Here is a 24923-nt window from a genome sequence, read left to right as displayed (position 1 = left end):
ACGGGATCTCTCCGTACCGCCCCTGTCGTGTGTGCGGCCGCTAGCGTGGTCGGATGGCTGAGTACGAGGTGACCGAGGCGGACACGGCGGTGGCGCTGGGCAGCGGGGACGTGCCGGTGCTGGGGACGCCGCGGCTGATCGCGTGGCTGGAGGCGGCGACCGTGCGGGCGGCGGAGCCGTTCACCGGACCGGGCCGGACCACGGTGGGCACGGCCGTACGGGTACGGCATCTGCGGGCCACGCCCGTCGGCGGGCGCGTGACGGTCTCCGCCGAACCGGCGCCGGGCACGTCGGGCGGCCGGCTCACCTTTGTGGTGCGGGCCGTCGACGGCTCGGGCGCGCCGGTCGCGGAGGGCGAGATCGACCGCGCCGTGGTCGACCGCGAGAAGTTCCTCGGCGGCTGATCAGACCGGGCTGTGGCCCTGGAGGTAGGCGCGCACGGCCGACGGCAGCGCGTCCCGTTCGGCCTCCTCGAAGGCGACCCAGCGGATCTGTTCGGCCGGCAGCGAGGCCCCGCCGGAGGGCGAGTCGGTGAGCAACTGGCACACCACGGCCGGGACGGCGTCCGGGGACTCACCGTCGGCCGGCCCGAGCGGCTCGGTGCCGTCGACGAGGTACCCGGTGAGTTCGTAGACGACCCGCTCGGCCGTCGCGCCCGGGGTCTCGGCCGGTTCGGCGGTGCCGGAGGGCAGCGTCCAGGGGCCGCCGTCCCCCTGGGTCACCAGCAGCAGCCGTCCGTCGTACACCGCGACCGCCAGCACCCGGCCGCCGGCCTCCTGCTCGGAAGTCATCGCTCCGTCCCCTCCCCGCACCCGCGTCGACCGCCCGGCCCGATGGCCGGACGGTCGTTCCCTACCCAGCGGCCGGGCCGCGCACCCGGCCGGGTCAGGACGTCTTGATCGCGGCGAGGAACTTCTGCGGGTCGGTGTCCACTTCGCCCTCGACCGTGGTGACCGGGATGTTCTCCTTGTCGTACCAGACGGCCGGGGTGCCGGGCAGGCCGAAGGTCTCGAAGGTGGAGATGGACTCGCCGGCCCAGGTCAGATACGTGTCGTCGGAGACCTTGCGGTCGAAGTCGGCCGAGCGCAGGCCGTCCACGTCACCGGCGACCGACAGCAGCACCGAGCCTTGGGAGAACTTGTCCTCGGCGGGCGGGAAGGGCTGGTTGTCGAAGAGGGCGCCGAGGTATTCGATGAACTGCCGCTGCCCCTCGTCGCTCGCGGCGGCCAGCGCGCCGAGCGCCTTCTGGTCGCCGTTGCCGCCCACGGTGTCGTCCATCGTCCCGGCGAAGTGGAACTTCACCACGTACTTTCCGTCGTCGGCGCCCTTGCGGATGGTGTCCAGGAGCGTCTTGGCCATACGGGCGGAGGCACGGTCGCGCATCTCCAGGAACACCTGGAGCACGTGCGGCGCGGACAGGTCGCCGTAGTACAGCGTGGTGCCTTCGTTGCCGGTCGTGTTCGCGGGAGTCATGTTCCGAGCTTGGCACAGATGGGCGCGGGGCACGAACGGTGCGGTCGGCGGGTGGGAGGGGTCCGGTCGGCACGACACGACGGGGCTCACGGCGCAGTCTGGAGGGGTGGACTCATCGCACGACAGGGCTCCGGACCGAGGCCGTGACCTGGACATGGCCGTGCTCGACGCGCTGTTCGCCGACTCGCCGCATCCGCTGTACGTGCTCGACGGCACGCTGCGGCTGGTGGGCTTCAACGACGCGGCCGGGAGGTTCGGCGCGCTGCCGCTCGCCGGTGCGCTGGGGCAGCCGTTCACGCACTGGGCGGCCGGGCTGCACCAGGAGCCGGTGCAGGCCATGCTGCGCGAGGTGCTGGCCACCGGGGAGCCCCAGCGGGATGTGGAGGTGGCGGGCGGGGCCACGCCGGACGCGCCGGACCGGGTGCTGGCGCTGTCGGCGTTCCGGCTGCGGGACGCGGACGGCGGGCTGCCCGGGGTGGCGCTCAGCGTGGTGGACGCCACCGAGCGGCACCGGGCGCAGGTGCGGCTGAGCGTGCTGCGGGAGGCGAGCGCCCGGATCGGCACCAGCCTGGACACGGTGCGCACCGCGCAGGAACTCGCCGACATCGGCGTGCCGGACCTGGCCGACACCATCGTGGTGGACGTGCTGGACGCGGTGCTGCGGGGTGATGTGCCGCCGGTGGAGTCACTGGGCCGCGATCTGCTGCTGCGCTGTGCCGGGTTCCGGTCGGTGCGGGCGGCGAACGGGCACCGGGCGGCGGAGATCGGCTGTGTGATGGAGCCGGGTCTCACCTCACGGTACAAGGAGGTGCTGACCGAAGGGCGCCCGGTGTTCGTCGCCGAGCACGAGACGGCGCCCGTCGGGCAGGGCGGGCAGGAGGTGGCGCAGGCGAACGGCGCGCACTCCAGGATGGCGGTGCCGCTGGCCGCGCGGGGCGGGGTGCTGGGTCTGGCGCGGTTCTACCGGGGCCGGGGCACCGCGCCGTTCACCGAGGACGACCTGCGCCTGGCCACCGAGCTGTCCAGGCACACCGCGCTGTGCCTGGACAACGCCCGGCTGTACACGCGGGAGCGGTCGGTGGCCCGTATCCTCCAGCTCAGTCTGCGGCCCGCGCACGTGCCGGGGCACAGCGCGGTGGCGACCGCGCACAGCTATCTGCCGAGCAGTACCAGCGGGGACTGGTTCGACATCATCCCGCTGTCCGGGGCGCGGGTGGCGCTGGTGGTCGGGGAGCCGCCCACGCGGGGCATCCGGGCCGCCGTCACGATGGGCGGGCTGCGGGCCGCGATCGGCGCGCTGGCCTCGCTCGACCTGCCGCCCGAGGAGCTGCTGGAGCGGCTGCACGACCTGGTGGGCCGCCTCGACGCGGAGGAGTCGCGCCATCCGGACGAGTCCCTGGACAGCCTGCGCGCGGGCACCTCGTGTCTGTACGCGGTCTACGACCCGGTGGCGCACCGGTGCACGGTGGCCAGCGCGGGTCATCCGCCGCCCGCCGTGGCCCGGCCCGACGAGCCGGTGACCTTCGCGCGGATACCGGTCGGCCCGGCGCTGGGCCGGGGTGCGCCCCGCTACCGCGCGGGGCACTTCGACGTGCCCGCGGGCACGCTGATGGTGCTGTGCAACCCGGCCGTACTGCGGGACGCGAGCCCGGACGCCGGGGACCAACTGACCCGGCTGACCCGCGCGTTGCAGCCGCGGGACCGGCCCCTGCCGGACATCTGCGACGCCCTGCTGCACGATCTGGCGCCGCACCGTCCGGCCGACGACGGGGTGCTGCTGGTCGCCCGCACCCTCGCCCTGGGCGCCGACCAGGTGGCGTCCTGGTCGCTGCCGAACGAGCCGCGGACGGTCTCGCTGGCCCGCGAACGCACCGACGAACGGCTCGGGCACTGGCATCTGGCGGACCTGGCGTTCACGGCGACCCTGGTGGTCAGCGAGCTGGTGACCAACGCGGTCCGCTACTCCGAGGGGCCGATCCGGCTGCGGCTGGTCCGCGACCAGGCCCTGATCATCGAGGTCACCGACGACAGCAGCACCGCCCCGCAGTTGCGGCAGGCCGAGGACGACGACGAGCACGGGCGGGGGCTGACGATCACCTCCCAGGTCACGGAGCGCTGGGGCACCCGGCGGGAGCACCGGGGAAAGACCATCTGGGCCGAACTCGCCGTGCACACTTGAGAGTTGGGTGTGAACGGCTGTGACGGGAGCGGCCGTCCGGCGCCTTCCGTGACGGCTCTGCCGTGGTGGACACTTCGCTTCCACCCCCATCACAGCCGAGGGCCGCCTCCATGCCGACCGCTCCCCGTTCCCTGCGCCTGGCCGCCACCACCGCCGGGCTGCTGCTCGCCTCCAGCATGACCATCACGGCCCATGCCGCACCGGTACCGCCACCGGCCTCGGCAACGGTGCACACCGCGAGTCAGGCGGCCGCCGACTGGTCGGCCCCGCTGTCGACGCAGGGCCGGTACATCGTGGACAGCCGGGGCGACCGCTTCCGCCTCAGGGCCGCCAACTGGGACGGCGCACAGGGCTCCTGGAACGGCAGCGGCAGCGTGGACGACCCGGCCAACCACCACGCCGGCCAGAACGCGCACGACATCCCGCTCGGCCTCGACCGGGTACCGATCGCCCGACTGCTCCTGGACTTCCGCGAGCTGGGCGTCAACACCATCCGGCTGCCCTTCTCCAACGAGCTGGTCCACCGCACGGCCCCCGTCCCGGACGCGGCGGTGACCGCCAACCCGCAGTTGCGCGGCAAGACCCCGCTCCAGGTGTACGACACGGTCGTGGACGCGCTCAGCCAGGCCGGGTTCGCCGTGATCCTGAACAACCACACCAACACCTCCCGCTGGTGCTGCGGCATCGACGGCAACGAACGCTGGAACAGCAGCCAGTCCACTCAGGCGTGGGCGGACGACTGGGTGTTCATGGCCCGCCGCTACGCCGATGTGCCCGGTGTGGTCGGCGCCGACCTCTACAACGAGGTCCGCCGGGACATCCTGGACGACCCCAACTGGGGCCTGGGCGACGCCCACGACTGGTACGCGGCGGCCCGGACGGCAGGCGACCGCATCCTGACCGAGGCCAACCCCAGGCTGCTCATCGTGATCGAGGGCATCAACTGGACCGGTGTCCCGGTCGACGGACTCCCGCACGGACGCCCGCAGTTGACCCCGGCCCGCACCCTCTCGCACACCCTGGTCGACTCCCACAAGCTGGTCTACTCGGCCCACTTCTACGGTTACACCGGCCCCCGGCACAGCGGCGCCACCGGTATCGGCGAGACGCACGACGCCCGCTACCAGGACCTGTCCCGCGACGAGTTGAACGCGGCGCTCACCGACGAGGCGTTCTTCGTGGCGGAGTCCGGCCGCCACTACACCGCGCCGGTGTGGATCAGCGAGTTCGGCGCCGGCGCCGGGGAGACCAACCCGGCGACCCGCGCCTGGTTCGGCAACATCACCGGCTACTTCGCCGATCACGACGCCGACTTCGCGTACTGGCCGCTGGTCGGCTTCGACGGGCACGACGACTGGGCGCTGCTCCGCTACGACGAGGGCGGCCGCCGCTCCGGGCTCCTCGACTCCGGCGACTGGCGGGCCCCGGCCTGGCGGCACCTGATGGACACACCGGGGAAGTCCGGGCCGGTGCCGGCGGCCGCCGTGTGGAAGATGCTGAACACCGACCACGGGGACGCGGTGGAGTCGCTGCGGGTGCGCGGCACCGGGGACTGGGACTCGGGCGCGTACAAGGCGGCCTGCCCGGACGGGCTGCGGCTGGCCGGGCTGAGCGGCACGGGTGGGCGCGGGCTGTGCACGGACGCGGGGGCGGCCGGGCTGCGCGCGGCGGACGGGGCGCAGAGCGTCGTCAAGGACGAGCGGTTCGTCTCCGGCGGCGACTGGGCGTCCGGGTACACCAAGTTGCAGTGTCCGTCCGGCGCGTTCCTGATCGGCTACAGCCTGCGCGGCGAGCGGGTGTCGGCGGCGCTGTGCGCACCGGGCCGCTCGGCGCTGGCGGGCAGCGGGCGCACCGTGTGGTTCGACCGCTCGGACAACCGGCCCCCTGACGGCGCGGGCGGCGCGGGCGGCGAGTTCGCCGAGGGCGCGTACAAAGGCCAGTGCGCGGTGGACGAGTACGCGGCCGGGGTCGCCTTCACCACCCGGTTCGGCGCCCGGCAGGGCCCGGCGGCACTGCTGTGCCGGACCCTGCCGTAGCACCGGGCTCAGCCGGGGTCGGTGACCTCGAAGGAGAGGTCGTTGTCGACGGTGTAGTAGGGGCGGACCAGGCGGCCGCCGGCGGTGCCGGCCGCGTACACGAAGGAGTTCTTGCGGTCCGGTACGTCGTCCAGGACGCGGCCCACCCGGACGGGGGCCGCGTCGGCGGCGGGCAGGACGTGAACGTCCCAGTAGCGGACGTCCACGCCGGTCAGGTCGGCGTGGCCGACGGTGAACCGGAACCCGCGGCCGTCCGCGTCGACGCCGGGGGTCAGGGTGCGCTCCTCGCTGCTGTGCCGCCCGCGCAGCCGGACGACGGCGCCCTCGCCCAGCTCGGTGCCGTGCAGGCGGGCGGTGACGGTGGTGGCCCGGTCGCCGACCTCGATCGGCCCGGCCTCGGCGTGCGCGGGCCGCAACCAGGCCCGTACGGCGAGGAAGCCGTCCAGCGCGCGGTACGGGATGCGGACGGCCACCGGGGACGGCCGGTCGGCACGGGCACCGTCGACCAGGACCCGCAGATCCAGCACGCCGGAGGTCAACTGCTGGGGTTCGGCGTCCGGTTCGCGGACCAGGAAGGCGTCCCAGCGGCCCTCCTCCAGCGCGGGCAGCGGCTCCAGCACGGCGAGGGCCCGCCCGTCGCCCGAGGGCTCCAGCGGGAGCCGGCGTGCGGCGGGGTCGTCAACGCCCTTGCGGGGCCGGGCCTTCAGGAGCAGGTGCGCGGAGTCCGGTGCGGGCAGGGGGATGTGGAAGGTGACGCGGCCGTCGGCGTCCACCACACAGGCCGTGCGGATCGCGGGGTTCATCGCCGCCACCCCCGCACGGTGCGCACCGCACTGGCGGCGGCTGTGTAGGCGAGGTCGTGGGCGCTCTGCCCGGCCGCTGTCAGCCGCCTGCGTCCGGCACCCGGTTCGCCGGGTGGCCGCTGTCCCGCCCGCTTGGCGGCGAGGGCGTCGGCCAGCAGGCGTTCGGCGCGGGCCACCACGACCTCGGGGGCGTAGCGGCGGGAGTTCTCCAGGGCGGACTTGCCCATGGCGCGGCGCCGTTCGTCTTCGCGGACCAGGTCCAGCAGGGCCGCGCCGAAGGCGTCCGGGTCACCGACCGGCACGAGCCGTCCGTCGACCCCGTCCTGGATGATCTCACCGGGCCCGTGGGCGCAGTCGGTGCTGACGACGGGCAGCCCGCAGCGCATCGCCTCGACGATGGTCATGCCGAAGGGCTCGAAGGTGGAGGACGCGGTGGCGATGGACGCTTTCACCCACTCGGACTCCATGGGCACGGCGGCGCCCATCAGGAAGGCGTGGTCGCTGAGGCCGAGCCGCTGGATGAGGGCGCGCAGCCGGTCGCGCTCCTCGCCTCTGCCGTAGATGCGCAGCCGCCAGTCGGGGCGGGCGGCCGCGACGTGCGCGAAGGCGCGGATCAGGGTGTCGTAGTCCTTCATCGGGACGAGCCGTCCCGCGGCGACGATCAGCCGGGACTCGCCGTCGGCGGGCGGGAGTCCGGGGTCGGGCACGCTGTTGGGCAGCGCCTCCACCCGGACGCCGGGCAGCCAGGTGCCGCGCCGGTAGGCGCGGGCGTCGGCGTCGGTGACGGTGGTGATGAGGTCGAGGTCGCGGTAGGCACGGCGCAGTACGGTGCGCAGCCGCCGCGAGTGGTGGTCCCAGGTGAGGTGTTCCTGGCCGACGCGGAGCACGCGGTCGGGTGCCTGGCGGGCGAGGTGGACGTTGAGGCCGGGGCGGGTGCCGATGACGACCTCGGCGTCGGTGCCGGTGAGATGGGCGGCGATCCGCTCGTCGGTCAGCCTGCTGTACTCGCGGTGGCGTCCCTCGGCGGCCGGGAAGACCCGCGCGGGTTCGCGGTGGGCCGGATGCTCCTGCTCCTCGCGCAGGTCGACCAGGGGCCGCAGCCGGACGCGGGGGTCCAGGGTGAGCGGGGGGCGTTCGCGGCTGCGGAGTACGGACACGATCTCCACGTCGTGCCGTTCGGCGAGCGCTCCGGCCAGGTTGAAGGTCGTCGTGATCGTCCCTCCGATCGCATACGCGTTGTGGAGCAGGAAAGAGATCTTCATGCCGGTCCAGACCCTTCCGACACGGGCGCGGTTGCCAGACGTTACCGCTTCGTGTCCCCAGGACCGGGTGAAGGTGCCAGCACGGCCAGGTCGGCGGGGCGGACCCGGACGGTGACGGGGAGGGCGGCCTCCACCTCGCCGTCGGCCCCGTACGGCACGGGCCGGTCGGCCTCGATGCGCAGCTCCCGGCCGCGCAGGACCCGTACCTCGGGGCGGCGGACGTGGGCGCCGGTCTTCAGCTCGTTCATCAGGGTGAAGAAGAGGCGGCGCGGGGCCTCGCGTATCAGCACGATGTCGAGGAGGCCGTCGTCGAGTTCGGCGGCGGGGGCGATGGCGCGGCCGAAGCCGTAGTAGGGCGAGTTGGCGGCGACGACGGTGTAGCCCCGGTGCCGCTGCTCCTCTCCGTCGACGGTGATCCGGTAGTCGGCGGTGCGCCAGGTGGCCACGGCGCGCAGGCCGCCCGCGTAGTAGGAGGCGGCGCCGCGCAGCAGACGGGACTGGTTGGCGTACCGGTTGGCGAGGGCGTCGACGCCGGCGTAGACGCTGCCGAGGACGACGGTGCGCGGGTGGACGGCGGACTCGACCTCGATGGTGTCGACGCGCCGGGGCCCGTCGTGCAGCAGGATCTTCGCGAGGGCGGCGGGGTCGGCGGGCAGGCCGAGGGCGCGGGCGAAGTCGTTGCCGCGTCCGGCGGGTACGAGCCCGAGTACCGCGCCGGTGCCGCTGAGCGCGCCCCCGATGCCGCCGGCCATGCCGTCGCCGCCGACGGCGAGGACGATCCGGCCCCTCTCCCCGGCGCGCAGGGCGGTCTCGCGGGCGTGGGCGAGGCTGTGGCTGTACTCGGTCTCCAGGCCGGCGCCGGCCTCGCGGAGGTGCCGGGCCACCTGGAGCAGCGTGGCGGCCCCAGTGGAGGCGCCCGCGGTCGGGTTGACCACGGCGGTGAACTCTCGCATCGGTGTGCCTCCGGGCGCGGGTCAGTCGGTGGGGAGCAGGACGCCGGGATTGAGCAGCCCGGCCGGGTCGAGCCGGGCCTTGACGGCGCGCAGCGCGTCGACGGCGAGGGGCCCGGCCTCGCGGACGTACCAGTCGCGGTGGTCGGTGCCGACGCCGTGGTGGTGGGAGATGGTGCCGCCCGCCGCGAGCACGGCCTCGTTGGCCGCGTGCTTGGCGGGGGTCCAGTGCGCGACGGGGTCCTTGCCCTGGGCGCTGACGACGGTGAAGTAGAGGGACGCGCCGTTCTCGTACACGTGGGAGATGTGGCACATGACCAGGGGCGGGGTGCCGGCGCGGGTCAGGGTGTCGGTGAGGGCGGTGCGCACGGCGGTGTACAGCTCGGGTATCCGGGACCAGAACGCGGCGGTCTCCAGGGTCTCGGCGAAGGCGCCGGCGTCGAGGAGGGCGTCGCGCAGATAGGGCGCTTCGTAGCGGCCGTGGGCCCAGCGTTCGCCGGGTTCGGTGCCGACCAGGGTGCCGCCGCACTCCCGCAGGACGGCGGCCGCCTCCTCACGGCGGCGGTCGGTGTCGGCGGGGGTGCCCTCGTAGCCGGTGACGGCGAGGCAGCCGGTGCCGCCGTCGGCGAGGGCGGCACCGATGGCGTCGGGCTGGGCGAGGCCGACCAGCGTCTCGGTCTCGTCGGAGAGCCGGAGCACGGTGGGCCGGGGCCCGTCCTGGGCGAGCCTGCGCAGCGCGGCGGCTCCCTCGGCGAAGGAGGCGAACCGCCAGCCCTCGTACAGGCGTTGCTCCGGCCGCGGCCGTACCCGGACGGTGACGGAGGTGATGACGCCGAAGGCGCCCTCGGAGCCGAGGACGAGCTGGCGCAGGTCGGGTCCGGCTGCGGAGCGCGGGGCACGGCCGGTCTCTACGGTGCCCTCGGGGGTGGCGAGGGTGAGGCCGAGGACCATCTCGTCGAAGCGGCCGTACCCGGCGGACGCCTGGCCGCTGGAGCGGGCGGCGGCGAAGCCCCCGACGGTGGCCCACTCGAAGGACTGCGGGAAGTGGCCGAGCGTGAACCCCTGTGCGGCGAGCAGGGCTTCGGCCTGCGGGCCGCGCAGGCCGGGCTGGAGGACCGCGGTGCGGGAGACCGGGTCGAGGTCGAGCAGGGCGTCCATCCGGCGCAGGTCGAGCGCGATGAACTCCCTTTTCTGAGGCGCGAGTCCACCGACGACGCTGGTGCCGCCGCCGAACGGGACGACGGCCACCGCGTGTTCGGCGCAGGCCCGCAGCACCGCGAGCACCTCGTCGTGGGAGGCGGGCAGGACGACGGCCTGCGGTACGTCGGTGACGTCGCCCGCGCGGATGCGCAGCAGGTCGGGGGTGGACTTTCCCCGGATGTGCCGGACGCGGCTCTCGGTGTCGGTGCGGACGTGGTCCGCCGAGCCCACCGCGTCGGCGAGGTCCTTGAGGGCGGCCGGGGCGAGCGTGGGGCGGGGCAGCTCAAGCTCTGCGAGCGCGACCGGAGTCGAGGGGCTCGGGCGGACGCCGAGCAGGTCGTGCAGGAGTCCGGCCACCGCGTCGGGCAGGGGGGCCGCCTTAGCCGGGTCGCCCCAGCCGTTCCACAGCATGTCCATCGAACGGTCGTCCTCAGCAGGTCGGTTCGGTGTGCGCGGCGCCATCTCCCCCCGGCCGCCGGGGCGTTACACTGTTACACATGACGTCCATCCGTCACAACCGTTCGGACGCCGACACCGTGCTCGACGCGGTGCGCGACTGCGTCCTGGCCGTAGGTGTCCGCCGCACCACGCTCGCCGACGTGGCCCGCCGCGCCGGGGTCTCCCGGATGACGCTGTACCGGCGCTGGCCCGATCTGCGCACGCTGGTGGGTGACTTGATGACCCGCGAGTGGCTCGCGGTGGCGACCCGCGCGATGCCCGACGCGTCACAGGGCCCCCACACCCGCGCCCGGATCGTGACCGGGCTGGTCGCGGGCGTCACCGAGTTCCGGGACCATCCCCTGTTCCACAAGATCCTGGACGTCGACCCCGAACTGCTGCTCCCCTACGTCCTCGATAGGCGCGGCGCCACCCAGGAGGCCCTGCTGGCGCTCCTGGCCGACGCGCTGCGCGAGGGCCACGCGGACGGCTCGGTACGCGTGACGCACCCCGGACGCCAGGCCCGCGCCGTGCTGTTGCTGGTGCAGTCCTTCGCGCTGTCGCTGCGCACCATGACCGACGAGGACGACGCCGAGCTGGACGCCGCCGCCTTCCTGGGCGAGCTGCGCACCCTTCTGGAGAGGACCCTCACCCCATGAGCATCCGCGACCGCGCCGACCGTACGGTGGCACCGGGCTCGTCGCTCGACGCCGCCCGCCGCACCCGCGAGCTGGCCACGGCGGCCGGGGAAGGCACGGCCGACCTGCTGGTGGTGGGCCTCGGCGCCACGGGTGCGGGCGTCGCCCTGGACGCGGCGGCGCGCGGTCTGGACGTGGTCGCGATCGACGCCCACGACCTCGCCTTCGGCACCTCCCGCTGGAGTTCCAAGCTGATCCACGGCGGCCTGCGCTATCTGGCGGCCGGGCAGTTCGACGTGGCGCACGAGAGCGCGGTCGAGCGGGGCGTGCTGATGACGCGTACGGCCCCCCACCTGGTGTCCGCGCAACCCTTCGTGCTGCCGCTGACCCCGCTGGTGTCACGGGGGCAGGCGTCGCTGGCGTGGGCGGGGTTCCGGGCCGGGGACATGCTGCGGATGGCCGCCCGGACCCCGCGCCAGGTGCTGCCGGTGCCGCGCCGGCTGACTTCGGCCGAGGCGCGGCATCTGGCGCCCTCGGTGCGCGCGTCCGGGCTGCGCGGCGGCCTGCTGTCCTGGGACGGCAAGGTGACCGACGACGCCCGCCTGGTCACCGCCCTGGCCCGCACCGCCGCCGCACACGGCGCGCGCGTCCTCACCCGCGTCCGCGCCCTGTCACTCGGCTCCACCGGCGCCCGTGTCCGGGACGAACTCACCGGCGAGGAAGGGGAGATCAGGGCGCGTGCCGTGGTCAACGCGGCCGGCGTATGGGCCGGGGGCCTGGTCGACGGCTTTCGCGTACGGCCCTCGCGCGGCACCCATCTGGTGCTGCGCTCCGAGCGTCTCGGCGCGCTCCCGGCCGGGCTGCACATACCGGTGCCCGGCGAGACCAACCGCTTCGTGCTGGTGCTCCCGCAGGGCGACGGCCGTACCTATGTGGGCCTCACGGACGAGCCGGTCGAGGGCGCGATCCCGGACGTGCCCGGGGTGCCGGAGACGGACATCGGCTTCCTGCTGGACGTGCTGGGCTCCGTGCTGGACGCGCCGGTGCGCCGGGACGAGGTGGACGGCGCGTTCGCCGGGCTGCGCCCGCTGCTGGACACCTCGGTGCCGGGCGCCCCCTCCGCGACCCGCACGTCGGACATCTCGCGGCGGCACGCGGTGCTGACCTCGGAGCACGGGGTGGTCACGGTGGTGGGCGGCAAGCTGACGACGTACCGGCGGATGGCACAGGACGCGGTGGACGCGTGCGGTCTCACCTCCGTCCCCTCCCCCACCGCCGCGCTCCCCCTGGTCGGCGCCGCCGCCCCGGAGCGCCTGCGCGACCTCCCCGCGCCCGCCCGGCTGGTGCGCCGGTACGGCACGGAGGCCCCGGCCGTCCTCGCCCTGGCCGAGCGGGACCCGGCGCTCGCCGAGCCGGTGCTCCCCGGGCATCCGGTCACCCGCGCCGAACTCCTCTGGGCCGCCCGTCACGAGGGCGCCCTCGACCCGTCCGACCTCCTGGACCGCCGCACCCGCATCGGCCTGGTCCCCGAGGACCGTGCCGAGGCGCTCGCCGTCGCCGCCGAGATCCTGTCGCGGGCCACCCCATCGGGCGTCTGACCTGTTTCACCGCTTTCCGCCAGGGGCATCCGTCGCACGTGATGCCCCCCGGCTCCAACGCCCCGCCCCCACCCGCGCACACCTCCGTCGACCTCCGCTTCGACGGCTGGATCACGGGCATCGGCACGGCCTCCGGCACCCGCCTGGTCCTGGGCCACTGGCCCCGCTCCCCCTTCGGCCCCTTCAGCGACGTGATGCTGGAACGCGCCGACGGCCACCGCACGTTGCTGGCGCCGACCCGGCGGGTGGCGGAGTTCATCGCGGGGACGTACGCCTTCGACGAGGTGCGGGTGGTGCCGGTGGAGGTGCGGATCGCCGGGGCGCGGTGGACCGTCGCCGCCGGTGCGGTGCTCGACCTGTGCTTCACCGTCGGCCGCCGGGGCGCCTTGGGCACCCTGCTCCACCTGGCGGCCCCGGTCACCTCCCGGCCCGCCTTCGCCGCCCTGACCGACCCGGTGGCCCGCCTGCTGATGGGCGTACACACCCGGGGCTCCGCGGGCAACAACCGGTACGAGTGGTACGGCGCCCGCGACTTGCACCGGCTCACGGCGGCGACGGCCACCTTCGACGGCCGCGACCTGGGCCCGCTCGTCCAGGTGGACCCACCCGTCCGCTTCGGCTTCGGCTCGACTCCGCGCATGCCGTGCCAGGTCAGGGTGACGACGACGGTGCGCGTCCCGAAACCGGCGCCGGGACGATGAGGCACGCGACCGCACGCCCCGTACCGCGACGCCGGCTCAGGCCGCGATGCCGGATTCGGGTTGGAGCGCCGGGCCGAGCAGCAGGCCCCCGTCGAGGACGAACTCCGAGCCCGTGGCGAAAGACGCCTCCTTGGAGGTGACGAAGAGCAACAGGCGGGGGATGGCGAAGGGTTCGGGCGAGTAGAAGTCGGCGATGGCCGGCCCCGCGATCGGGACGCGCCCAATGGCCTGCGGCCCCGCAGCCGAGCGTGAGCTACGGCGTTCTCGGCGGACGCACCCGTACCCGCGCCCCCACCGCCACCACCAGCACGATCGCGCAGGCCGTGAACACCAACCCCGCCCCGCGTACGCCCAGGCCCAGCGTGAGGGCGCCGACGCCGACGACCGGGAGGGAGATGCCGAGGTAGGCGACGACGAAGAAGGCGGAGATGGTGGCGCCCCGGTGTTCCTCGGGGGCGGCCGCGCCGACGGCGGTGAGGCCGGCGCGGAAGGCCATGCCCTGGCCGGTGCCGCCGGTGAGGGCGCCGATGAGGAGGAGGGGGAGGGACTCCACGAGGAGGGAGGTGCCGACCAGGATCAGGCCGGCGGCGAGTACGGCGCAGCCCCACGGCAGGGCGGCGCGGGCGCCGATGCGGCCCATGAGGATCTGGCCGCCGGTGGAGGCGCAGAACACGCTGAAGACCACGGCGCCGGTGACCGCGAGGTTGTGCTCGCCGAGGGTCTCGGTGAGGAAGGCGGGCGCGACGGCCGTGAACAGGCCGAGCAGGGAGAACCCGGCGAACGCGGCCAGCGCGCAGGGCCCGAACACCCCGCGCACCTCGGGCGGCACCCGCATCCCCTGCGGCCGGAGCGGTGGCCGGGCTCCGTCGTGGTGGACGGTCTCGGGGAGCAGCAGGGTGAGGACGAGGGCGACGGCGAGCAGGGCGAGGTGGACGAGGAAGGGCAGGATGAGCGGCCGGGGCGCGTACTGGGCGAGCAGCCCGGAGACCAGTGGCCCGAGCCCGAGTCCGCCCATGTTGGCGGCGGTCGCCGCGAGCGCGGCACGTCCCCGGCGCCCGGGCGGCGCGAGGTCGAGGACGGCGGCCGTACCGGTGCCGCTGAACAGGCCCGCCGAGAAGCCGGACAGCACCCGCCCGAGGTAGAGCAGCGGCAGCCCGCCCTCCAGCAGGAAGCACACCGCGCTGAGCGCCGACAGCACCAGTGCGACGACCAGCACGGGCCGCCGTCCCAGCACGTCGGAGGCGCCCCCGGCGAGCAGCAGGGCGACGATGACGCCGACCGCGTAGACCGCGAACACCACGGTCACGATCAGCTCGGAGAACCCGATCCGCTCCCGGTACAGCCCGTACAGGGGGGTGGGCAGCGTGGTGCCCATCATGCCCACGGCGAAGACGCCCGCCGCGGCGAGGTAGCCGGGGCCGGGGCGCCGCCGGGAGGAGTCGATCACACCTCACCTTGGCACGTCGGCGCCGCTCGGGCGTGACGCGGACACGCCGGGGCATCGGGTGTGTCATGGACTCAAGCGTTCTGGCACAGCGCGGTCGGGGGCAGGCCCGGCGAGCGGCCGACAGCCCGGCGATGACCGCGGCGGCGAAGGCGGGCTTCGTCGCCCGTGGACTGATCTACCTGCTCGTGGGCGTCATCGCCCTTCAGATAGCCCTGGGCGGTGACGGCGGCGGCAAGCAGGCCGACCGCGGCGGCGCCCTCTCCGAGCTGGCGGACAAGCCGTTCGGCGCCGCCATGCTGTGGGTCGTCGGCGTCGCGCTGGCCGGCATGGCCCTGTGGCGGCTGTCGGAGGCGGTGGTCGGCAGCGCCGGACCGGACGGCACCAAGGCGTCGAAGCGGGCGATGTCCGCGGCGCGCGCGGTGTTCTACGCGTTCGTCTCCTACTCCGTGCTGTCCTACGCGGCCGGGCGGAGGGGCAGCGGCGGCGGCTCCTCGGACCAGCAGAGCGACGACGTGACGGCGATGGCCCTGAAGTGGCCCGGCGGCCAGTGGATCGTCGGGGCCGCCGGGCTGGTGGTGATCGGCGCGGGCGTGTACATCGCGGCGCGCGCGGTGATGCGGAAGTTCCGCAAGCACCTGCGCACCGGGGAGATGTCGCCAACCGTGCGGAAGATCGTCGACGTCCTGGGCGTGGGCGGCGGCACGGCGCGCGGCGTCGTCTTCGCCGTGGCGGGGGTGTTCGCGCTGATCGCGGCCGTCCAGCACGAGCCGGGCAAGGCCAAGGGGATGGACGACACCCTGCGGTCGTTCCGGGACCTGCCCGCCGGGCCCTGGCTGCTGGCGCTGATCGCGGTGGGCCTGGTCGCCTTCGGCGCGTTCTCCTGGTGCAGCGCCCGGTGGCGCAAGGTGTGACCCTCCCGCCGACCCCGGCTCTCCTTCCGACCACGACCCCGGCGCCCCGCCTTCTCAGGTGAGGGCGCCGCCGTCCACCCGGAGGACCGCGCCGGTGACGAAGGAGGCGCGGTCGCTCAGCAGCCACGCGGCGGCCTCCGCGATCTCCTCGGGCCGGGCGTCCCGGCGCAGCGGGGTGTGCGCCTGGAGCCGCTCCTGGAGGCCGGGCGACTTCTCCTCCCAGGCCCGCATCATCTCGGTGGCCGTGTTGCCGGGCGCGATGGCGTTGACACGGATGCCCTCGGGCCCGTACGTGACGGCGGCCGACTCGGTGAGGCTGTTCAGGGCCCGCTTCATCGCGCCGTAGCCCGGCAGTTCGGGGTTGCCGCGCAGGCTGCCGACGGAGGAGTTGTTGACGACGGCCCCGGTGCCGGAGGTGGCGCGGATCGCCGCCACCTCGGCGTTCATGGCGAGCCACTGACCCTTGAGGTTGACGGTGTAGAGCCGGTCGAACTCGTCCTCGGACAGCTCGTCCAGCGGGCCGGGCGCCTGTCCCGCGGCCCCGTTGTTGAAGGCGATGTCGAGACGCCCGTGAAGCTGTACGACCCGGTCGACGGCGGCGCGCACCGCGTTCCCGTCGGCCAGGTCGCACACCACGAAGTCGGCGGTGCCGCCCTCGGCGCGGATCTCCTCGGTGACCGCCTTGAGCTGGTCCTCGCTGCGGGCGGCCAGCACGACCCGCGCCCCCTCGCGGGCGAAGAGCCGGGCCGAGGCGGCGCCGATCCCGCGTCCGGCGCCGGTGACGAAGGCGGCCTTGCCGGAGAGCAGCCCGGTGGTGGCGGAAGTGTCGTTCGCTGTGGGGTTCATATGGTCGAGCCTGCGCCGCGCGGCCCCGCTCATCCAGGCACAGGCGGTACCTGGCTCGGCGTCGCCGGTACGGAGCAGACTGGAGGCGTGGACCGAGACGAACTGGCGGCGTTCCTGCGCGGCAGGCGCGAGCGGATCAGGCCGGCCGAGGCGGGGCTGCCCGCCGGGCCGCGCCGCCGTACGCCGGGGCTGCGGCGCGAGGAGGTGGCGCAACTGGCGTTCATCTCCACCGAGTACTACACCCGGCTGGAGCAGGCGCGCGGCCCGCGCCCGTCCCGCGAGGTGCTGTCCGGCCTGGTCAGGGCGCTCCGGCTGACGGACGCCGAGCGCGACCACCTGCACCACCTGGCCGGGGCGCCCCCGGCCCCGCCGCCCGGTCCCCCGCGCGAGGTGCGCCAGAGCATCCTGGACCTGCTGACCCGGCTGCCGGGAACGGCCGCCATCGTCACGTCGGCGATCGGCGAGGTGCTCGCCTGGAACGACCTGGCGGCGGCCCTGATGGAGGACTTCTCCGCGCTCCCGCGCCGCGACCGCAATCTGATCCGCCGCGTCTTCCTCGACTCGTCCCCGGGCGGGCTGTACGGCGTCTCGGACGGGGGCGAGTTCGCCCGCGACTCGGCGCAGCGGCTGCGCGCCGCCTCCGCCCGCTACCCCGACTCCCGCGAGGTGACCGGGCTGGTGGCCGAACTCCTGGCGGGCAGCGAGGAGTTCGCCCGGCTCTGGGAGGAGTACGAGGTGTCCGTGCTGCCGACCCTGGCCAAGACCTTCCGCCATCCGGTGGTCGGCACCCTGACCGTCAACTGCGATGCCCTGCACGTCCCGGACCGGGACCAGCGGCTCGTCCTGTACACCGCCGCGCCGGGCTCCGCGTCGGAGGAGTCGCTCCGCCTGCTGTCGGTGGTGGGGACCCAGCGGATGGACGTGTCGGGCTGAGCCTGCGCCTCGTCCCCGGCGGATGTCGTGACCGGCGTCCGCGCTCCGTGACATCCCTCACAGGCTCCGGTGACCTACGGGTCCCCCTTAGTAGGTGACGAGCCGTGACGACAAGTGCGCTTTGTCCGTCTTGGCGGGTATTTGGATCATGCTGTCCTCAGAAGGAGCCGATCCACCCACCCAGGACCCTCGCTTTCGCAAATCATGAGGGGTTCTGACGGCCCCACAGCAGTCGTCGGAAGCCGTTGCCGCCGGGTCGGCACGCCCGCGTGACCTTGGCAAGGGGCTCCCAGGTCTACGAAGCGCGGTAGTGCGAGCGTCTCTTTGCACGCCTTGTGTGACCGTCCTAAGAATGACGACTCGCAGGGCGTCTTTTGCTGTTCGGGAGGCGGGTTCCAGCAAGAGGAAGCCGCGCGGCGGCGCCCGGCGCCTACCGAATGAGGTTTCACGCATGGGAAAGCACCGCAAGGACCAGCAGTACCGGCGGGTGCTCATAGCCGCCGTCGCCGTGGGCGCGGTGGGCGTACCGACCGCCGCCGCGGCCTGCGTCGACTGGAAGGACGACTCCGGCCGGCAGACCGAGGCCACCGCCTGGCAGACGGAGCAGAGCCCCCGTCACGCCCCGCACCCGGTGGAGAAGCGGACGGAGTCCGCGACCCCCTCCGCTTCCCCGAGCACCCGTCCCGCGCACCACCGACCCGCCCAGGCGCCCGCCCACCACCGCACCGCGCGCCCGGCCCCCACGGCGACGAAGACCACCGCGGCCGCCCAGCCCGCCAAGCCGGTCACCGCCAAGCCGGCCTCCGCGAAGCCCGTTTCGGTCCCCACGCCGCGCCCGGTCTTCACCCAGCCCGGCCCCGTACAGACCGCCACCGCCGCCGCGACCGGCACCCCGCAGCCCGCCGCGACCGCCTCCGGCGATGTCGCCCGCGTCGTGGAACTGGTCAACGCCGAGCGCGCCAAGGTCGGCTGCTCCCCGGTCAAGCTCAACTCCACGCTGACCAAGGCCGCGCAGGACCACAGCGCCGACATGGCCGCGCACAACACCATGTCGCACACCGGCTCCGACGGCTCCGACCCCGGTTCGCGCCTCACCGCCGCCGGCTACCGGTGGAGCGCCTACGGCGAGAACGTCGCCTACGGCTACGCGACGCCCGAGCAGGTCATGGCCGGCTGGATGGACAGCCCCGGCCACCGGGAGAACATCCTCAACTGCTCGTACAAGGAGATCGGCGTGGGCCTCGCCCAGCCCGGCAGCTACTGGACCCAGGACTTCGGCACCGCCCGGTGACACCCCGGCGGCGTGGCGTCCCGTACGCGTGTCCGCCGCCCGGTGAGGATGGGGCTCTCGTGCGGGTCGGCTGGAGGCGGGTGTCGGGATGACGGTGAGCCGTATCGGTCTGGTCGTGCACGCCGGGCGCCCGGCCGCCCTCGCCGCCGCGGACGCGGTGCGCGAGTGGTGCGCCGCGCACGGCGTGGGCTGTGCCGACATCGACGTCTGGCAGGAGGGCGCCCGGCACAGCGCCCGCGAGGAGGTCGACAGCGCGGGCGACCCGGACCTCATCGTCACCCTGGGCGGCGACGGCACCTTCCTGCGCGGCGCCCGCCTGGCGGCCGAGAACGACGCCCTGGTGCTCGGGGTCGACCTCGGGCGGGTCGGCTTCCTCACCGAGGTGCCCGCCCCGGCCGTGCGGGACGCGCTGGACGCGGTGTACGAGGGCCGGTACGAGGTGGAGAGCCGGATGCTGCTCACCATGCGCGCCTCCTGCCCGCTGGGCGTGCCGGCGCACATGGCGGACCTGGTGCGCTACGGACGCGGCCCGATGCTGCCCCCGCCACGGGTGCGCGGGGAGTGCGCGGTCGGCGACGACTGGGGCGTGGCCCTGAACGTCACCGCGCTCAACGACGTGGTCGTGGAGAAGCTGACCCGGGACCGGCAGGTGTCGGTCGGCGTGTACATCGCCGGCCAGCTCCTCGCCTCGTACTCCGCCGACGCGCTGCTGGTGGCCACCCCGACCGGGTCGACCGCGTACAGCTTCGCCGCCGGCGGTCCGGTGGTCTCGCCCCGCATGGAGGGGCTGCTGTTCACGCCGGTCGCCCCGCACATGACGTTCGACCGCTCGGTGCTGGCGGCGCCGGACGAGCCGATCGCGTTCCGGGTGCTGGAGCGCTCCGGGCAGGCCGCCGTCAGCATCGACGGCCAGGTGCGGGGGGTGCTGAACCCCGGCGACTGGATCGGCGTGTACGCCTCGCCCCGGCGGCTGCGGGCGGTGCGGCTGGGCCCGATGGACTTCTACGGGCGGCTGCGCGAGCGCATGAACCTCACCGACGCCCCCGCCGCGGTCGCGGACGGACAGGCGGCCCCGCTGTGGCCGGTGCGCTCGGCGCCACCCGGCGACCTGGGTCATCTGGCGCTGCCCAGCTCCCCCGACGAGCCCCCGCCACACCACTGACCAGCGGAAACGCCCTGCGGTACGGAGCAGCTCGAATGGATGTCCAGGTTTCCGGCTCCGGGGTGAGAATGTGTCCCGCATCGGGGCACTAGAAGAGCAGGTACTACTCCTACGGCTGGAGGCACACCATGCTCGCGATCGGCGTCATACTCCTGATCATCGGCTTTCTCACCGGGATCTCGATCCTGTGGACCATCGGCATCATTCTCGCCGTGATCGGCGCCGTCCTGTGGATTCTCGGCGCCACCGGTCACGCGGTCGCCGGTCGCCGGCACTACTGGTGACCCGTCGGTGGTGACCTCCCGGCCCCAGCGGTCCCCCTGATGCACTCCGGTGCGCCAGGGGGACCGCTGATGTGGCGGAACCCCGCATGCGGGACGCACGGGGCTGCGGGAGGCTGACGGACACTGCTGGAGAAGGGACCCGCCATGACCTTCGACTCCGCGTCCGTCGAGCCCGTACCCCCGTCCTCCCCGCCTCCGCCGCCCGTGCGGCCCTGGCTGGTCGAGGACCTGCCCGCGCTGGACCCCGACCCGTTCCTGGACTCGCTGCTGCGCGACGAGCCGGTCACCCGCATCCGCCTGCCCTACGGGGAGGGCCACGCGTGGCTGGTCACCCGCTATGAGGACGTCCGCTTCGTCACCTCCGACCCCCGCTTCTCCCGCGCGGAGCTGCTGGGCCGCTCGGTGACGACGATGGCGCCGCAGACGGTGGCCTCGCAGACGGCCGGACTCCAGTACATCGACGCGCCCCGGCACACCGTGCTGCGCCGGGTGGTGGCGCGGGCGTTCACCGCGAAGAGCATGGCCCGGCTGCGGCCGCGGGCCGAGCGCACCGCCCGCGAGATGCTCCGGGGGATGCGGCGCGCGGGCGCGCCCGGCGACCTCATGGAGCACCTGTACACGCCGTTCCCGATCGCCGTGGTCTGCGCCTTCCTCGGCGCCGACGAGGACGACTGGCGCAACTGGGCCGGCAACTCGGAGGCGCTGCTGACCAAGGCGAACGCGAAGGAGCGCAACCGGGCGGCCCGGCAGGACACCCGGAGCCGGGTGGTCGCGCTGCTGGAGCGCCGCCGTACCGAGCCCCGCGAAGACCTCGCCGGGGTGCTGGCGGCGGCCTCGGCGAGCGGCGAGATCACCGAGGACGAGGCGATCTCGCTGGCCATGGCCGTGTACGTCAGCGGCGGGCACGCCGTGCGCAACAACAGCGGCTCCATGATGTACGCCCTGCTCACCCACCCGGATCAGTTCGAGCGGCTGCGCCGGGAGCCGGAGCTGCTGCCGAAGGCGGTGGAGGAACTCTTCCGGTTCGTCCCGCACCGCAACGGCGTCGGCATCCCCCGGATCGCCACCGAGGACGTGGAGATCGGCGGCCATCTGATCCACAAGGGGGACGTGGTCTACAACGCCTACGTCGCCGCCAACCGCGACCCGTCCGCCTTCCCCACCCCGGATCTGCTGGACTTCGACCGCACCGGCGCGGGGCACGTCGCCTTCGGGCACGGCCCGCACTTCTGCCTGGCCGCGCTGATGGCGCGGATGGAGGCCGAGGTGCTGATCGAGGCCGTGATGACGGAGTTCCCCGAGCTGCGGCTCGCCGTACCGGCCGAGGAGGTCGAGTTCCAGCGGGACGGGCTGATTCGCGGTCCGCGAACCCTGCCGGTGACCTGGTAGCGCCCAGCGGGGTTTGCTCTCGCGCACCCGAGGCGCCTCGACCTGGTCAACATCGCGCCAATAGCACCTACTTGTACACCTAAGCGACGTTTGCGGACGCACATCATGCCATGAGTCGACCTGGACGGCCCGTACGCCCTCGCTCCGCGGTGACCCGCTCCGGCGAACGTCCGGGGCCGAGCGACGGTAGGTTGATCTACATGAGCGACAACGTGTACTTCGACATCACCATCAACGACGAGCCGGCGGGCCGGATCGTGTTCCGTCTCTTCGACGACGTCGTGCCCAAGACCGCCAAGAACTTCCGCGAGCTGGCCACCGGCGAGCACGGCTTCGGTTACGCCGGTTCCCCCTTCCACCGGGTCATCCCGCAGTTCATGCTCCAGGGCGGCGACTTCACCCGGGGCAACGGCACCGGCGGCAAGAGCATCTACGGCGAGAAGTTCCCCGACGAGAACTTCGACCTCAAGCACGACCGGCCGTACCTGCTGAGCATGGCGAACGCGGGCCCGAACACCAACGGCTCGCAGTTCTTCGTGACCACGGTCGTCACGAGCTGGCTCGACGGCAAGCACGTCGTCTTCGGCGAGGTCGTCGAGGGCCAGGACATCGTGGACCGCATCGAGTCCCTCGGTACCGGCAGCGGCGCCCCCAAGGCCAAGGTCTCGGTCGCCGCGAGCGGCACCGTCTGACCCGCCCCGCCATGCGCCGTGCCCCCGCACGCCGGGGGCACGGCGGCCGTGCCCGGCTCAGCCCGCGGTGAGTTCCGCGAAGCGCCGGGTGTCGATGTTCCCGCCCGAGGCGATGACGCCGACCCGCGGCGGAAGGTTCTCGACCCGCCCGGACAGCAGGGCCGCGAGCGGGGTGGCACCGCTCGGTTCGAGGACGATCCTCAGGCGTTCGAAGGCGAACCGCATGGCGTCGACGATCTCCTCGTCGCTGACCAGCGCGATGGCGTCGACCAGCCGCTGATTGAGGGCGAAGGTGATCTCGCCGGGGCTCGGCAGGACCTGCCCGTCGGCGATGGAGCGGGGTACCGGGATGGTGACGCGCTCCCCCGCCTCCAGTGAGCGCTTGGTGTCGTCGCCCGCTTCCGGCTCCACGCCGATCATCCGCACCGCCGGGTACAGGGACTTCGCCGCGACGGCGCTGCCCGCGATGAGCCCGCCCCCGCCCACCGGCACCACCAGCGCGTCCAGCTCCCCGGTCTCCTCCAGCAGCTCCAGCGCGGCCGTGCCCTGGCCCGCGATGACATCGAGGTGGTCGTAGGGCGGGATCAGCGCCAGCCCCCGGTCCTTTGCCAGGCCCTCGCCGAGCGCGGCGCGCTCCTCGGTGTAGCGGTCGTAGGTGACGACCGCCGCGCCGTAGCCGAGGGTGGCCTCCTTCTTGGACTCGGGCGCGTCCTCGGGCATCAGGATGACGGCGGTGGTGCCGAGTTCCCGGGCGGCCAGCGCCACGGCCTGGGCGTGGTTGCCCGAGGAGAAGGCGGCGATGCCCTTGGCGAGCTGGTCCGGCGGCAACTGCGCGGCGGCGTTGTAGGCCCCCCGGAACTTGAAGGCGCCGACCCGCTGGAAGTTCTCGCACTTGATGAACACCTCCGCCCCGACGCGGGCGTTCAGGGTGCGCGAGGTGAGCACGGGAGTCCGGTGCGCGACGCCCTCCAGGCGGGCGGCGGCGGCGCGGACGTCGTCGAGGGTGAGGCGCGGTTCGGCGGGCATGGTGGGGTCCCCCAGGGTGTGGTTCGGGCGCTTACTTGGTGTAGTTGTAGACGGTCGCTCGGGAGACTCCGAGCAGGTCGGCGATGGTCCGGGCGGCGTCCCGCGCGTCGAACCAGCCCTTGTCGTACAGGTGCCGTACCAGCTCGCGCCTGGCGTCCCGGCCCAGCGATCTCGGGGTGGCCCCGCGCCGGGCGGCCAGCTCCTCCACGGTCCGGCGCAGCTCCCGTGCGCGCCGGTCCCGCAGTGTCTCGGGCGGTTCGGCGCCGTGTTCGGTGCCGGTGGCGACCAGGTTGGCCAGGGCGAGCGCGACCGGGGAGAGCACGGAGACGTCCAGGTTGAGGCAGAGGGCGGCGATGTACTCGCCCCCGCTGTTCCGGATGCCGATGGAGGTGCTCTTGGCGGGCCGGCCGTCGGGGAAGCGGTTGGGGTAGTTCTGCACGACGTCCGGATAGCGGGGGTCCGCGATGCGGGCCAGGCCCAGCTCGGTCGCGGGGTCGCCGGGGGCGCGGCCGGAGAGGTTGTTCTCGATGACCCGGATCGCGTGGTCCGGGTCCCGCAGATCGTGCAGCACGACCTCGCACAACCCCGGGAACATCCGCCCCAGCGCGACGGCGACCTTCTCGGCCTCGGCCAGCAGATGCTCGTCCTCGGAACTCACCGGCACCGCCTCCGTAGCCGCTGGACGGGTTTTCCAGTTCTGGACGATACCTCTACACCGGCCCGGGCACCAGGGCCGAATTCGGTTGGCCGGGCGGACTCGCTGTGGCAGCGTGCGGTGCCGTGCCCCTCGATGTGCAGAACTTCGCCGCCGCCAACCTGCTGCGCCGCCCGGAGCCGGTCCGGACCGGCGGCTTCGTGGCGGGCTTCGACCCCGCGACGGCCAGCCCTTACGTCAACTACGCGACCCCGCTGCCCGGAATCGCCCCTACGGACGCCGAAGTGGCCGCCCTGGTGGGCGAGTTCGAGAAGCGCGGACTGCTCCCCCGGCTGGAGTTCGCCCCGGACGCGGCACCGGAGGTGGAACCGGCGCTGCGCCGGGCGGGCTTCACCACCGAGGCGGTGCACGAGTACCTGGTCTGCACCCCGGCCACCCTCACCTTCCCCGCCGGGCTGCCTCCGACCGAAACCCCCTGCACGGACGCGGAGTTCGCGGAGATCGACGCCGCCCTGACCGAGGCGTTCGGCGCGGAGTTCCCCGCGCCCGCCGACGGGGCGTCGCTGCTGCGGCGGACGCAGGAGCGGGGCGGGGCCGTGCGGTTCGTGCGCGCGGAGGACGGCCGCTGCGCCGGGGCGGCCAGTTGCTCGGCGCCCGCCGAGGGCACGGCGGAACTCGCCGGGGTGGGCACGCGGCCCGCGTACCGGGGGCGGGGTGTGGCGGCGGCCGTCACCTCGGCGCTGGCCGGGGTGCTGTTCGAGCGGGGCGCGGAGTCGGTGTGGCTGGAGTCCTCGGGGGAGGGCTCCCGGCGGGTGTACGAGCGGGTCGGCTTCCGGCCGGGCGGCACCCGGCTGTATCTGCGGCTGGCCGCGCCGCTTCCTTAGCGGCGTGTTAGATCTGCGCGTCGTCCCTTGTCCGGGGCGGGTGCGCGGCGCATGCTCGGGCGGCATCCGGGTCCGGCGTCCCACGACGGCGGGCCCCGTCCCCTGCTGTCCGGTCTCGTCTGGAG

Annotated in this window: 24 protein-coding genes; 14 read left to right on the top strand and 10 right to left on the bottom strand. The window is 74.0% G+C overall.

Translation table 11 applies throughout. From position 1 onward, the window contains the following. The first annotated feature begins 53 nt into the window (after positions 1 to 53). Positions 54 to 404 (top strand): thioesterase family protein, encoded by a 351-nt coding sequence (locus tag ACZ3HQ_RS08145; RefSeq protein ID WP_393597576.1) that lies wholly within the window; start codon positions 54 to 56, stop codon positions 402 to 404. Here ACZ3HQ_RS08145 and ACZ3HQ_RS08140 read toward each other — a convergent pair whose 3' ends face one another. Both ACZ3HQ_RS08140 and ACZ3HQ_RS08135 read right to left on the bottom strand, forming a co-directional pair. After that, positions 405 to 791 (bottom strand): NUDIX hydrolase, encoded by a 387-nt coding sequence (locus tag ACZ3HQ_RS08140; RefSeq protein ID WP_467508872.1) that lies wholly within the window; start codon positions 789 to 791, stop codon positions 405 to 407. 94 nt (positions 792 to 885) lie between these two features. After that, complete coding sequence (locus ACZ3HQ_RS08135; RefSeq protein WP_467508871.1) at positions 886 to 1473, bottom strand: DsbA family protein; 588 nt, start codon at positions 1471 to 1473, stop codon at positions 886 to 888. Between the two features lie 106 nt (positions 1474 to 1579). Between ACZ3HQ_RS08135 and ACZ3HQ_RS08130 the strand changes: the two genes are divergently transcribed. Together ACZ3HQ_RS08130 and ACZ3HQ_RS08125 are read left to right on the top strand one after the other, a co-directional pair. After that, positions 1580 to 3652, top strand: a complete 2073-nt coding sequence (locus ACZ3HQ_RS08130; protein ID WP_467508870.1) for a SpoIIE family protein phosphatase — start codon at positions 1580 to 1582, stop codon at positions 3650 to 3652. 110 nt (positions 3653 to 3762) lie between these two features. Further along, on the top strand, positions 3763 to 5688 hold the full coding sequence (locus ACZ3HQ_RS08125) for a glycoside hydrolase family 5 protein (protein ID WP_467508869.1): 1926 nt from the start codon (positions 3763 to 3765) through the stop codon (positions 5686 to 5688). A gap of 8 nt (positions 5689 to 5696) precedes the next feature. Here ACZ3HQ_RS08125 and ACZ3HQ_RS08120 read toward each other — a convergent pair whose 3' ends face one another. Genes ACZ3HQ_RS08120 through ACZ3HQ_RS08105 form a run of 4 tightly spaced genes read right to left on the bottom strand, consistent with a single transcriptional unit; the run spans position 5697 to position 10320 of the window. Continuing rightward, on the bottom strand, positions 5697 to 6491 hold the full coding sequence (locus ACZ3HQ_RS08120) for a transferase (protein WP_467508868.1): 795 nt from the start codon (positions 6489 to 6491) through the stop codon (positions 5697 to 5699). Continuing rightward, positions 6488 to 7753: a glycosyltransferase family 4 protein gene (locus ACZ3HQ_RS08115; protein ID WP_467508867.1), complete on the bottom strand. Its 1266-nt coding sequence runs from the start codon at positions 7751 to 7753 to the stop codon at positions 6488 to 6490. The genes ACZ3HQ_RS08120 and ACZ3HQ_RS08115 overlap by 4 nt, the downstream gene beginning before the upstream one ends. A 41-nt stretch (positions 7754 to 7794) precedes the next feature. Continuing rightward, positions 7795 to 8706 (bottom strand): YegS/Rv2252/BmrU family lipid kinase, encoded by a 912-nt coding sequence (locus ACZ3HQ_RS08110; RefSeq protein WP_467508866.1) that lies wholly within the window; start codon positions 8704 to 8706, stop codon positions 7795 to 7797. Positions 8707 to 8727: 21 nt separating this feature from the next. Beyond that, positions 8728 to 10320: an FAD-binding oxidoreductase gene (locus ACZ3HQ_RS08105; protein WP_467508865.1), complete on the bottom strand. Its 1593-nt coding sequence runs from the start codon at positions 10318 to 10320 to the stop codon at positions 8728 to 8730. Positions 10321 to 10400: 80 nt separating this feature from the next. Between ACZ3HQ_RS08105 and ACZ3HQ_RS08100 the strand changes: the two genes are divergently transcribed. From ACZ3HQ_RS08100 to ACZ3HQ_RS08090, 3 genes are read left to right on the top strand one after another with little or no spacing between them, the layout of a single operon-like run. Beyond that, complete coding sequence (locus ACZ3HQ_RS08100) at positions 10401 to 11000, top strand: TetR/AcrR family transcriptional regulator (protein WP_467508864.1); 600 nt, start codon at positions 10401 to 10403, stop codon at positions 10998 to 11000. Beyond that, a complete protein-coding gene (locus ACZ3HQ_RS08095; protein WP_467508863.1) occupies positions 10997 to 12577 on the top strand; it encodes a glycerol-3-phosphate dehydrogenase/oxidase in 1581 nt (526 codons plus the stop codon). The genes ACZ3HQ_RS08100 and ACZ3HQ_RS08095 overlap by 4 nt, the downstream gene beginning before the upstream one ends. Positions 12578 to 12618: 41 nt before the next feature. After that, positions 12619 to 13278 carry a hypothetical protein gene (locus ACZ3HQ_RS08090; RefSeq protein ID WP_467509064.1) on the top strand — a complete coding sequence of 220 codons (660 nt, stop codon included), beginning with the start codon at positions 12619 to 12621 and terminating at the stop codon, positions 13276 to 13278. A 253-nt stretch (positions 13279 to 13531) separates the two neighbouring features. Here ACZ3HQ_RS08090 and ACZ3HQ_RS08085 read toward each other — a convergent pair whose 3' ends face one another. Continuing rightward, positions 13532 to 14656, bottom strand: a complete 1125-nt coding sequence (locus tag ACZ3HQ_RS08085; RefSeq protein WP_467509063.1) for an MFS transporter — start codon at positions 14654 to 14656, stop codon at positions 13532 to 13534. Positions 14657 to 14856: 200 nt separating this feature from the next. Here ACZ3HQ_RS08085 and ACZ3HQ_RS08080 point away from each other — a divergent pair, with 200 nt between their 5' ends. Next, entirely contained in the window at positions 14857 to 15636 is a 780-nt protein-coding gene (locus tag ACZ3HQ_RS08080) for a DUF1206 domain-containing protein (RefSeq protein WP_467508862.1), read from the top strand. Between the two features lie 54 nt (positions 15637 to 15690). On the opposite strand, the gene ACZ3HQ_RS08075 is transcribed toward ACZ3HQ_RS08080, so the two are convergent. Then, positions 15691 to 16482, bottom strand: coding sequence for an SDR family NAD(P)-dependent oxidoreductase (locus tag ACZ3HQ_RS08075; protein WP_467508861.1), 792 nt, complete (start codon positions 16480 to 16482; stop codon positions 15691 to 15693). 87 nt (positions 16483 to 16569) lie between these two features. Between ACZ3HQ_RS08075 and ACZ3HQ_RS08070 the strand changes: the two genes are divergently transcribed. The 6 genes from ACZ3HQ_RS08070 to ACZ3HQ_RS08045 all read left to right on the top strand — a co-directional run bounded on the left by ACZ3HQ_RS08070 (position 16570) and on the right by ACZ3HQ_RS08045 (position 22233). Continuing rightward, a complete protein-coding gene (locus tag ACZ3HQ_RS08070; protein WP_467508860.1) occupies positions 16570 to 17415 on the top strand; it encodes a helix-turn-helix transcriptional regulator in 846 nt (281 codons plus the stop codon). A gap of 451 nt (positions 17416 to 17866) precedes the next feature. Then, a complete protein-coding gene (locus ACZ3HQ_RS08065) occupies positions 17867 to 18706 on the top strand; it encodes a CAP domain-containing protein (protein ID WP_467508859.1) in 840 nt (279 codons plus the stop codon). An 88-nt stretch (positions 18707 to 18794) separates the two neighbouring features. Beyond that, positions 18795 to 19868, top strand: coding sequence for an NAD(+)/NADH kinase (locus ACZ3HQ_RS08060; protein ID WP_467508858.1), 1074 nt, complete (start codon positions 18795 to 18797; stop codon positions 19866 to 19868). A 128-nt stretch (positions 19869 to 19996) separates the two neighbouring features. Next, positions 19997 to 20152, top strand: coding sequence for a DUF6131 family protein (locus tag ACZ3HQ_RS08055; RefSeq protein ID WP_135784581.1), 156 nt, complete (start codon positions 19997 to 19999; stop codon positions 20150 to 20152). 144 nt (positions 20153 to 20296) lie between these two features. Then, a complete protein-coding gene (locus tag ACZ3HQ_RS08050; protein WP_467508857.1) occupies positions 20297 to 21541 on the top strand; it encodes a cytochrome P450 in 1245 nt (414 codons plus the stop codon). Positions 21542 to 21741: 200 nt separating this feature from the next. Beyond that, positions 21742 to 22233 (top strand): peptidylprolyl isomerase, encoded by a 492-nt coding sequence (locus ACZ3HQ_RS08045; RefSeq protein ID WP_467508856.1) that lies wholly within the window; start codon positions 21742 to 21744, stop codon positions 22231 to 22233. A 57-nt stretch (positions 22234 to 22290) separates the two neighbouring features. Here the strand turns inward: ACZ3HQ_RS08045 and ACZ3HQ_RS08040 are convergent, their stop codons facing one another. Then, the gene (locus ACZ3HQ_RS08040) at positions 22291 to 23259 is read right to left on the bottom strand and encodes a threo-3-hydroxy-L-aspartate ammonia-lyase (RefSeq protein WP_467508855.1); all 969 of its coding nucleotides are present in this window, start codon (positions 23257 to 23259) and stop codon (positions 22291 to 22293) included. 31 nt (positions 23260 to 23290) lie between these two features. Then, positions 23291 to 23917 (bottom strand): helix-turn-helix transcriptional regulator, encoded by a 627-nt coding sequence (locus ACZ3HQ_RS08035; protein WP_467508854.1) that lies wholly within the window; start codon positions 23915 to 23917, stop codon positions 23291 to 23293. Between the two features lie 122 nt (positions 23918 to 24039). On the opposite strand from ACZ3HQ_RS08035, the gene ACZ3HQ_RS08030 reads away from it, so the two are divergent. Continuing rightward, positions 24040 to 24798 carry a GNAT family N-acetyltransferase gene (locus ACZ3HQ_RS08030; RefSeq protein ID WP_467508853.1) on the top strand — a complete coding sequence of 253 codons (759 nt, stop codon included), beginning with the start codon at positions 24040 to 24042 and terminating at the stop codon, positions 24796 to 24798. Positions 24799 to 24923 lie beyond the last annotated feature (125 nt).

Source organism: Streptomyces sp. NPDC018263 (assembly GCF_055562575.1).
This window is presented reverse-complemented; position numbering and strand designations above follow the sequence as displayed.

Bases quoted from the DNA above. Each gene is read 5' to 3' on its own strand.
- ACZ3HQ_RS08145 (WP_393597576.1), top strand. From the start codon at position 54: ATGGCTGAGTACGAGGTGACCGAGGCGGACACGGCGGTGGCGCTGGGC.
- ACZ3HQ_RS08110 (WP_467508866.1), bottom strand. From the start codon at position 8,706: ATGCGAGAGTTCACCGCCGTGGTCAACCCGACCGCGGGCGCCTCCACT.
- ACZ3HQ_RS08135 (WP_467508871.1), bottom strand. From the start codon at position 1,473: ATGACTCCCGCGAACACGACCGGCAACGAAGGCACCACGCTGTACTAC.
- ACZ3HQ_RS08050 (WP_467508857.1), top strand. From the start codon at position 20,297: ATGACCTTCGACTCCGCGTCCGTCGAGCCCGTACCCCCGTCCTCCCCG.
- ACZ3HQ_RS08100 (WP_467508864.1), top strand. From the start codon at position 10,401: ATGACGTCCATCCGTCACAACCGTTCGGACGCCGACACCGTGCTCGAC.
- ACZ3HQ_RS08060 (WP_467508858.1), top strand. From the start codon at position 18,795: ATGACGGTGAGCCGTATCGGTCTGGTCGTGCACGCCGGGCGCCCGGCC.
- ACZ3HQ_RS08040 (WP_467508855.1), bottom strand. From the start codon at position 23,259: ATGCCCGCCGAACCGCGCCTCACCCTCGACGACGTCCGCGCCGCCGCC.
- ACZ3HQ_RS08075 (WP_467508861.1), bottom strand. From the start codon at position 16,482: ATGAACCCCACAGCGAACGACACTTCCGCCACCACCGGGCTGCTCTCC.
- ACZ3HQ_RS08065 (WP_467508859.1), top strand. From the start codon at position 17,867: ATGGGAAAGCACCGCAAGGACCAGCAGTACCGGCGGGTGCTCATAGCC.
- ACZ3HQ_RS08105 (WP_467508865.1), bottom strand. From the start codon at position 10,320: ATGGACATGCTGTGGAACGGCTGGGGCGACCCGGCTAAGGCGGCCCCC.
- ACZ3HQ_RS08055 (WP_135784581.1), top strand. From the start codon at position 19,997: ATGCTCGCGATCGGCGTCATACTCCTGATCATCGGCTTTCTCACCGGG.
- ACZ3HQ_RS08045 (WP_467508856.1), top strand. From the start codon at position 21,742: ATGAGCGACAACGTGTACTTCGACATCACCATCAACGACGAGCCGGCG.
- ACZ3HQ_RS08120 (WP_467508868.1), bottom strand. From the start codon at position 6,491: ATGAACCCCGCGATCCGCACGGCCTGTGTGGTGGACGCCGACGGCCGC.
- ACZ3HQ_RS08085 (WP_467509063.1), bottom strand. From the start codon at position 14,656: ATGATGGGCACCACGCTGCCCACCCCCCTGTACGGGCTGTACCGGGAG.
- ACZ3HQ_RS08140 (WP_467508872.1), bottom strand. From the start codon at position 791: ATGACTTCCGAGCAGGAGGCCGGCGGCCGGGTGCTGGCGGTCGCGGTG.
- ACZ3HQ_RS08095 (WP_467508863.1), top strand. From the start codon at position 10,997: ATGAGCATCCGCGACCGCGCCGACCGTACGGTGGCACCGGGCTCGTCG.
- ACZ3HQ_RS08080 (WP_467508862.1), top strand. From the start codon at position 14,857: ATGACCGCGGCGGCGAAGGCGGGCTTCGTCGCCCGTGGACTGATCTAC.
- ACZ3HQ_RS08125 (WP_467508869.1), top strand. From the start codon at position 3,763: ATGCCGACCGCTCCCCGTTCCCTGCGCCTGGCCGCCACCACCGCCGGG.
- ACZ3HQ_RS08115 (WP_467508867.1), bottom strand. From the start codon at position 7,753: ATGAAGATCTCTTTCCTGCTCCACAACGCGTATGCGATCGGAGGGACG.
- ACZ3HQ_RS08090 (WP_467509064.1), top strand. From the start codon at position 12,619: ATGCCCCCCGGCTCCAACGCCCCGCCCCCACCCGCGCACACCTCCGTC.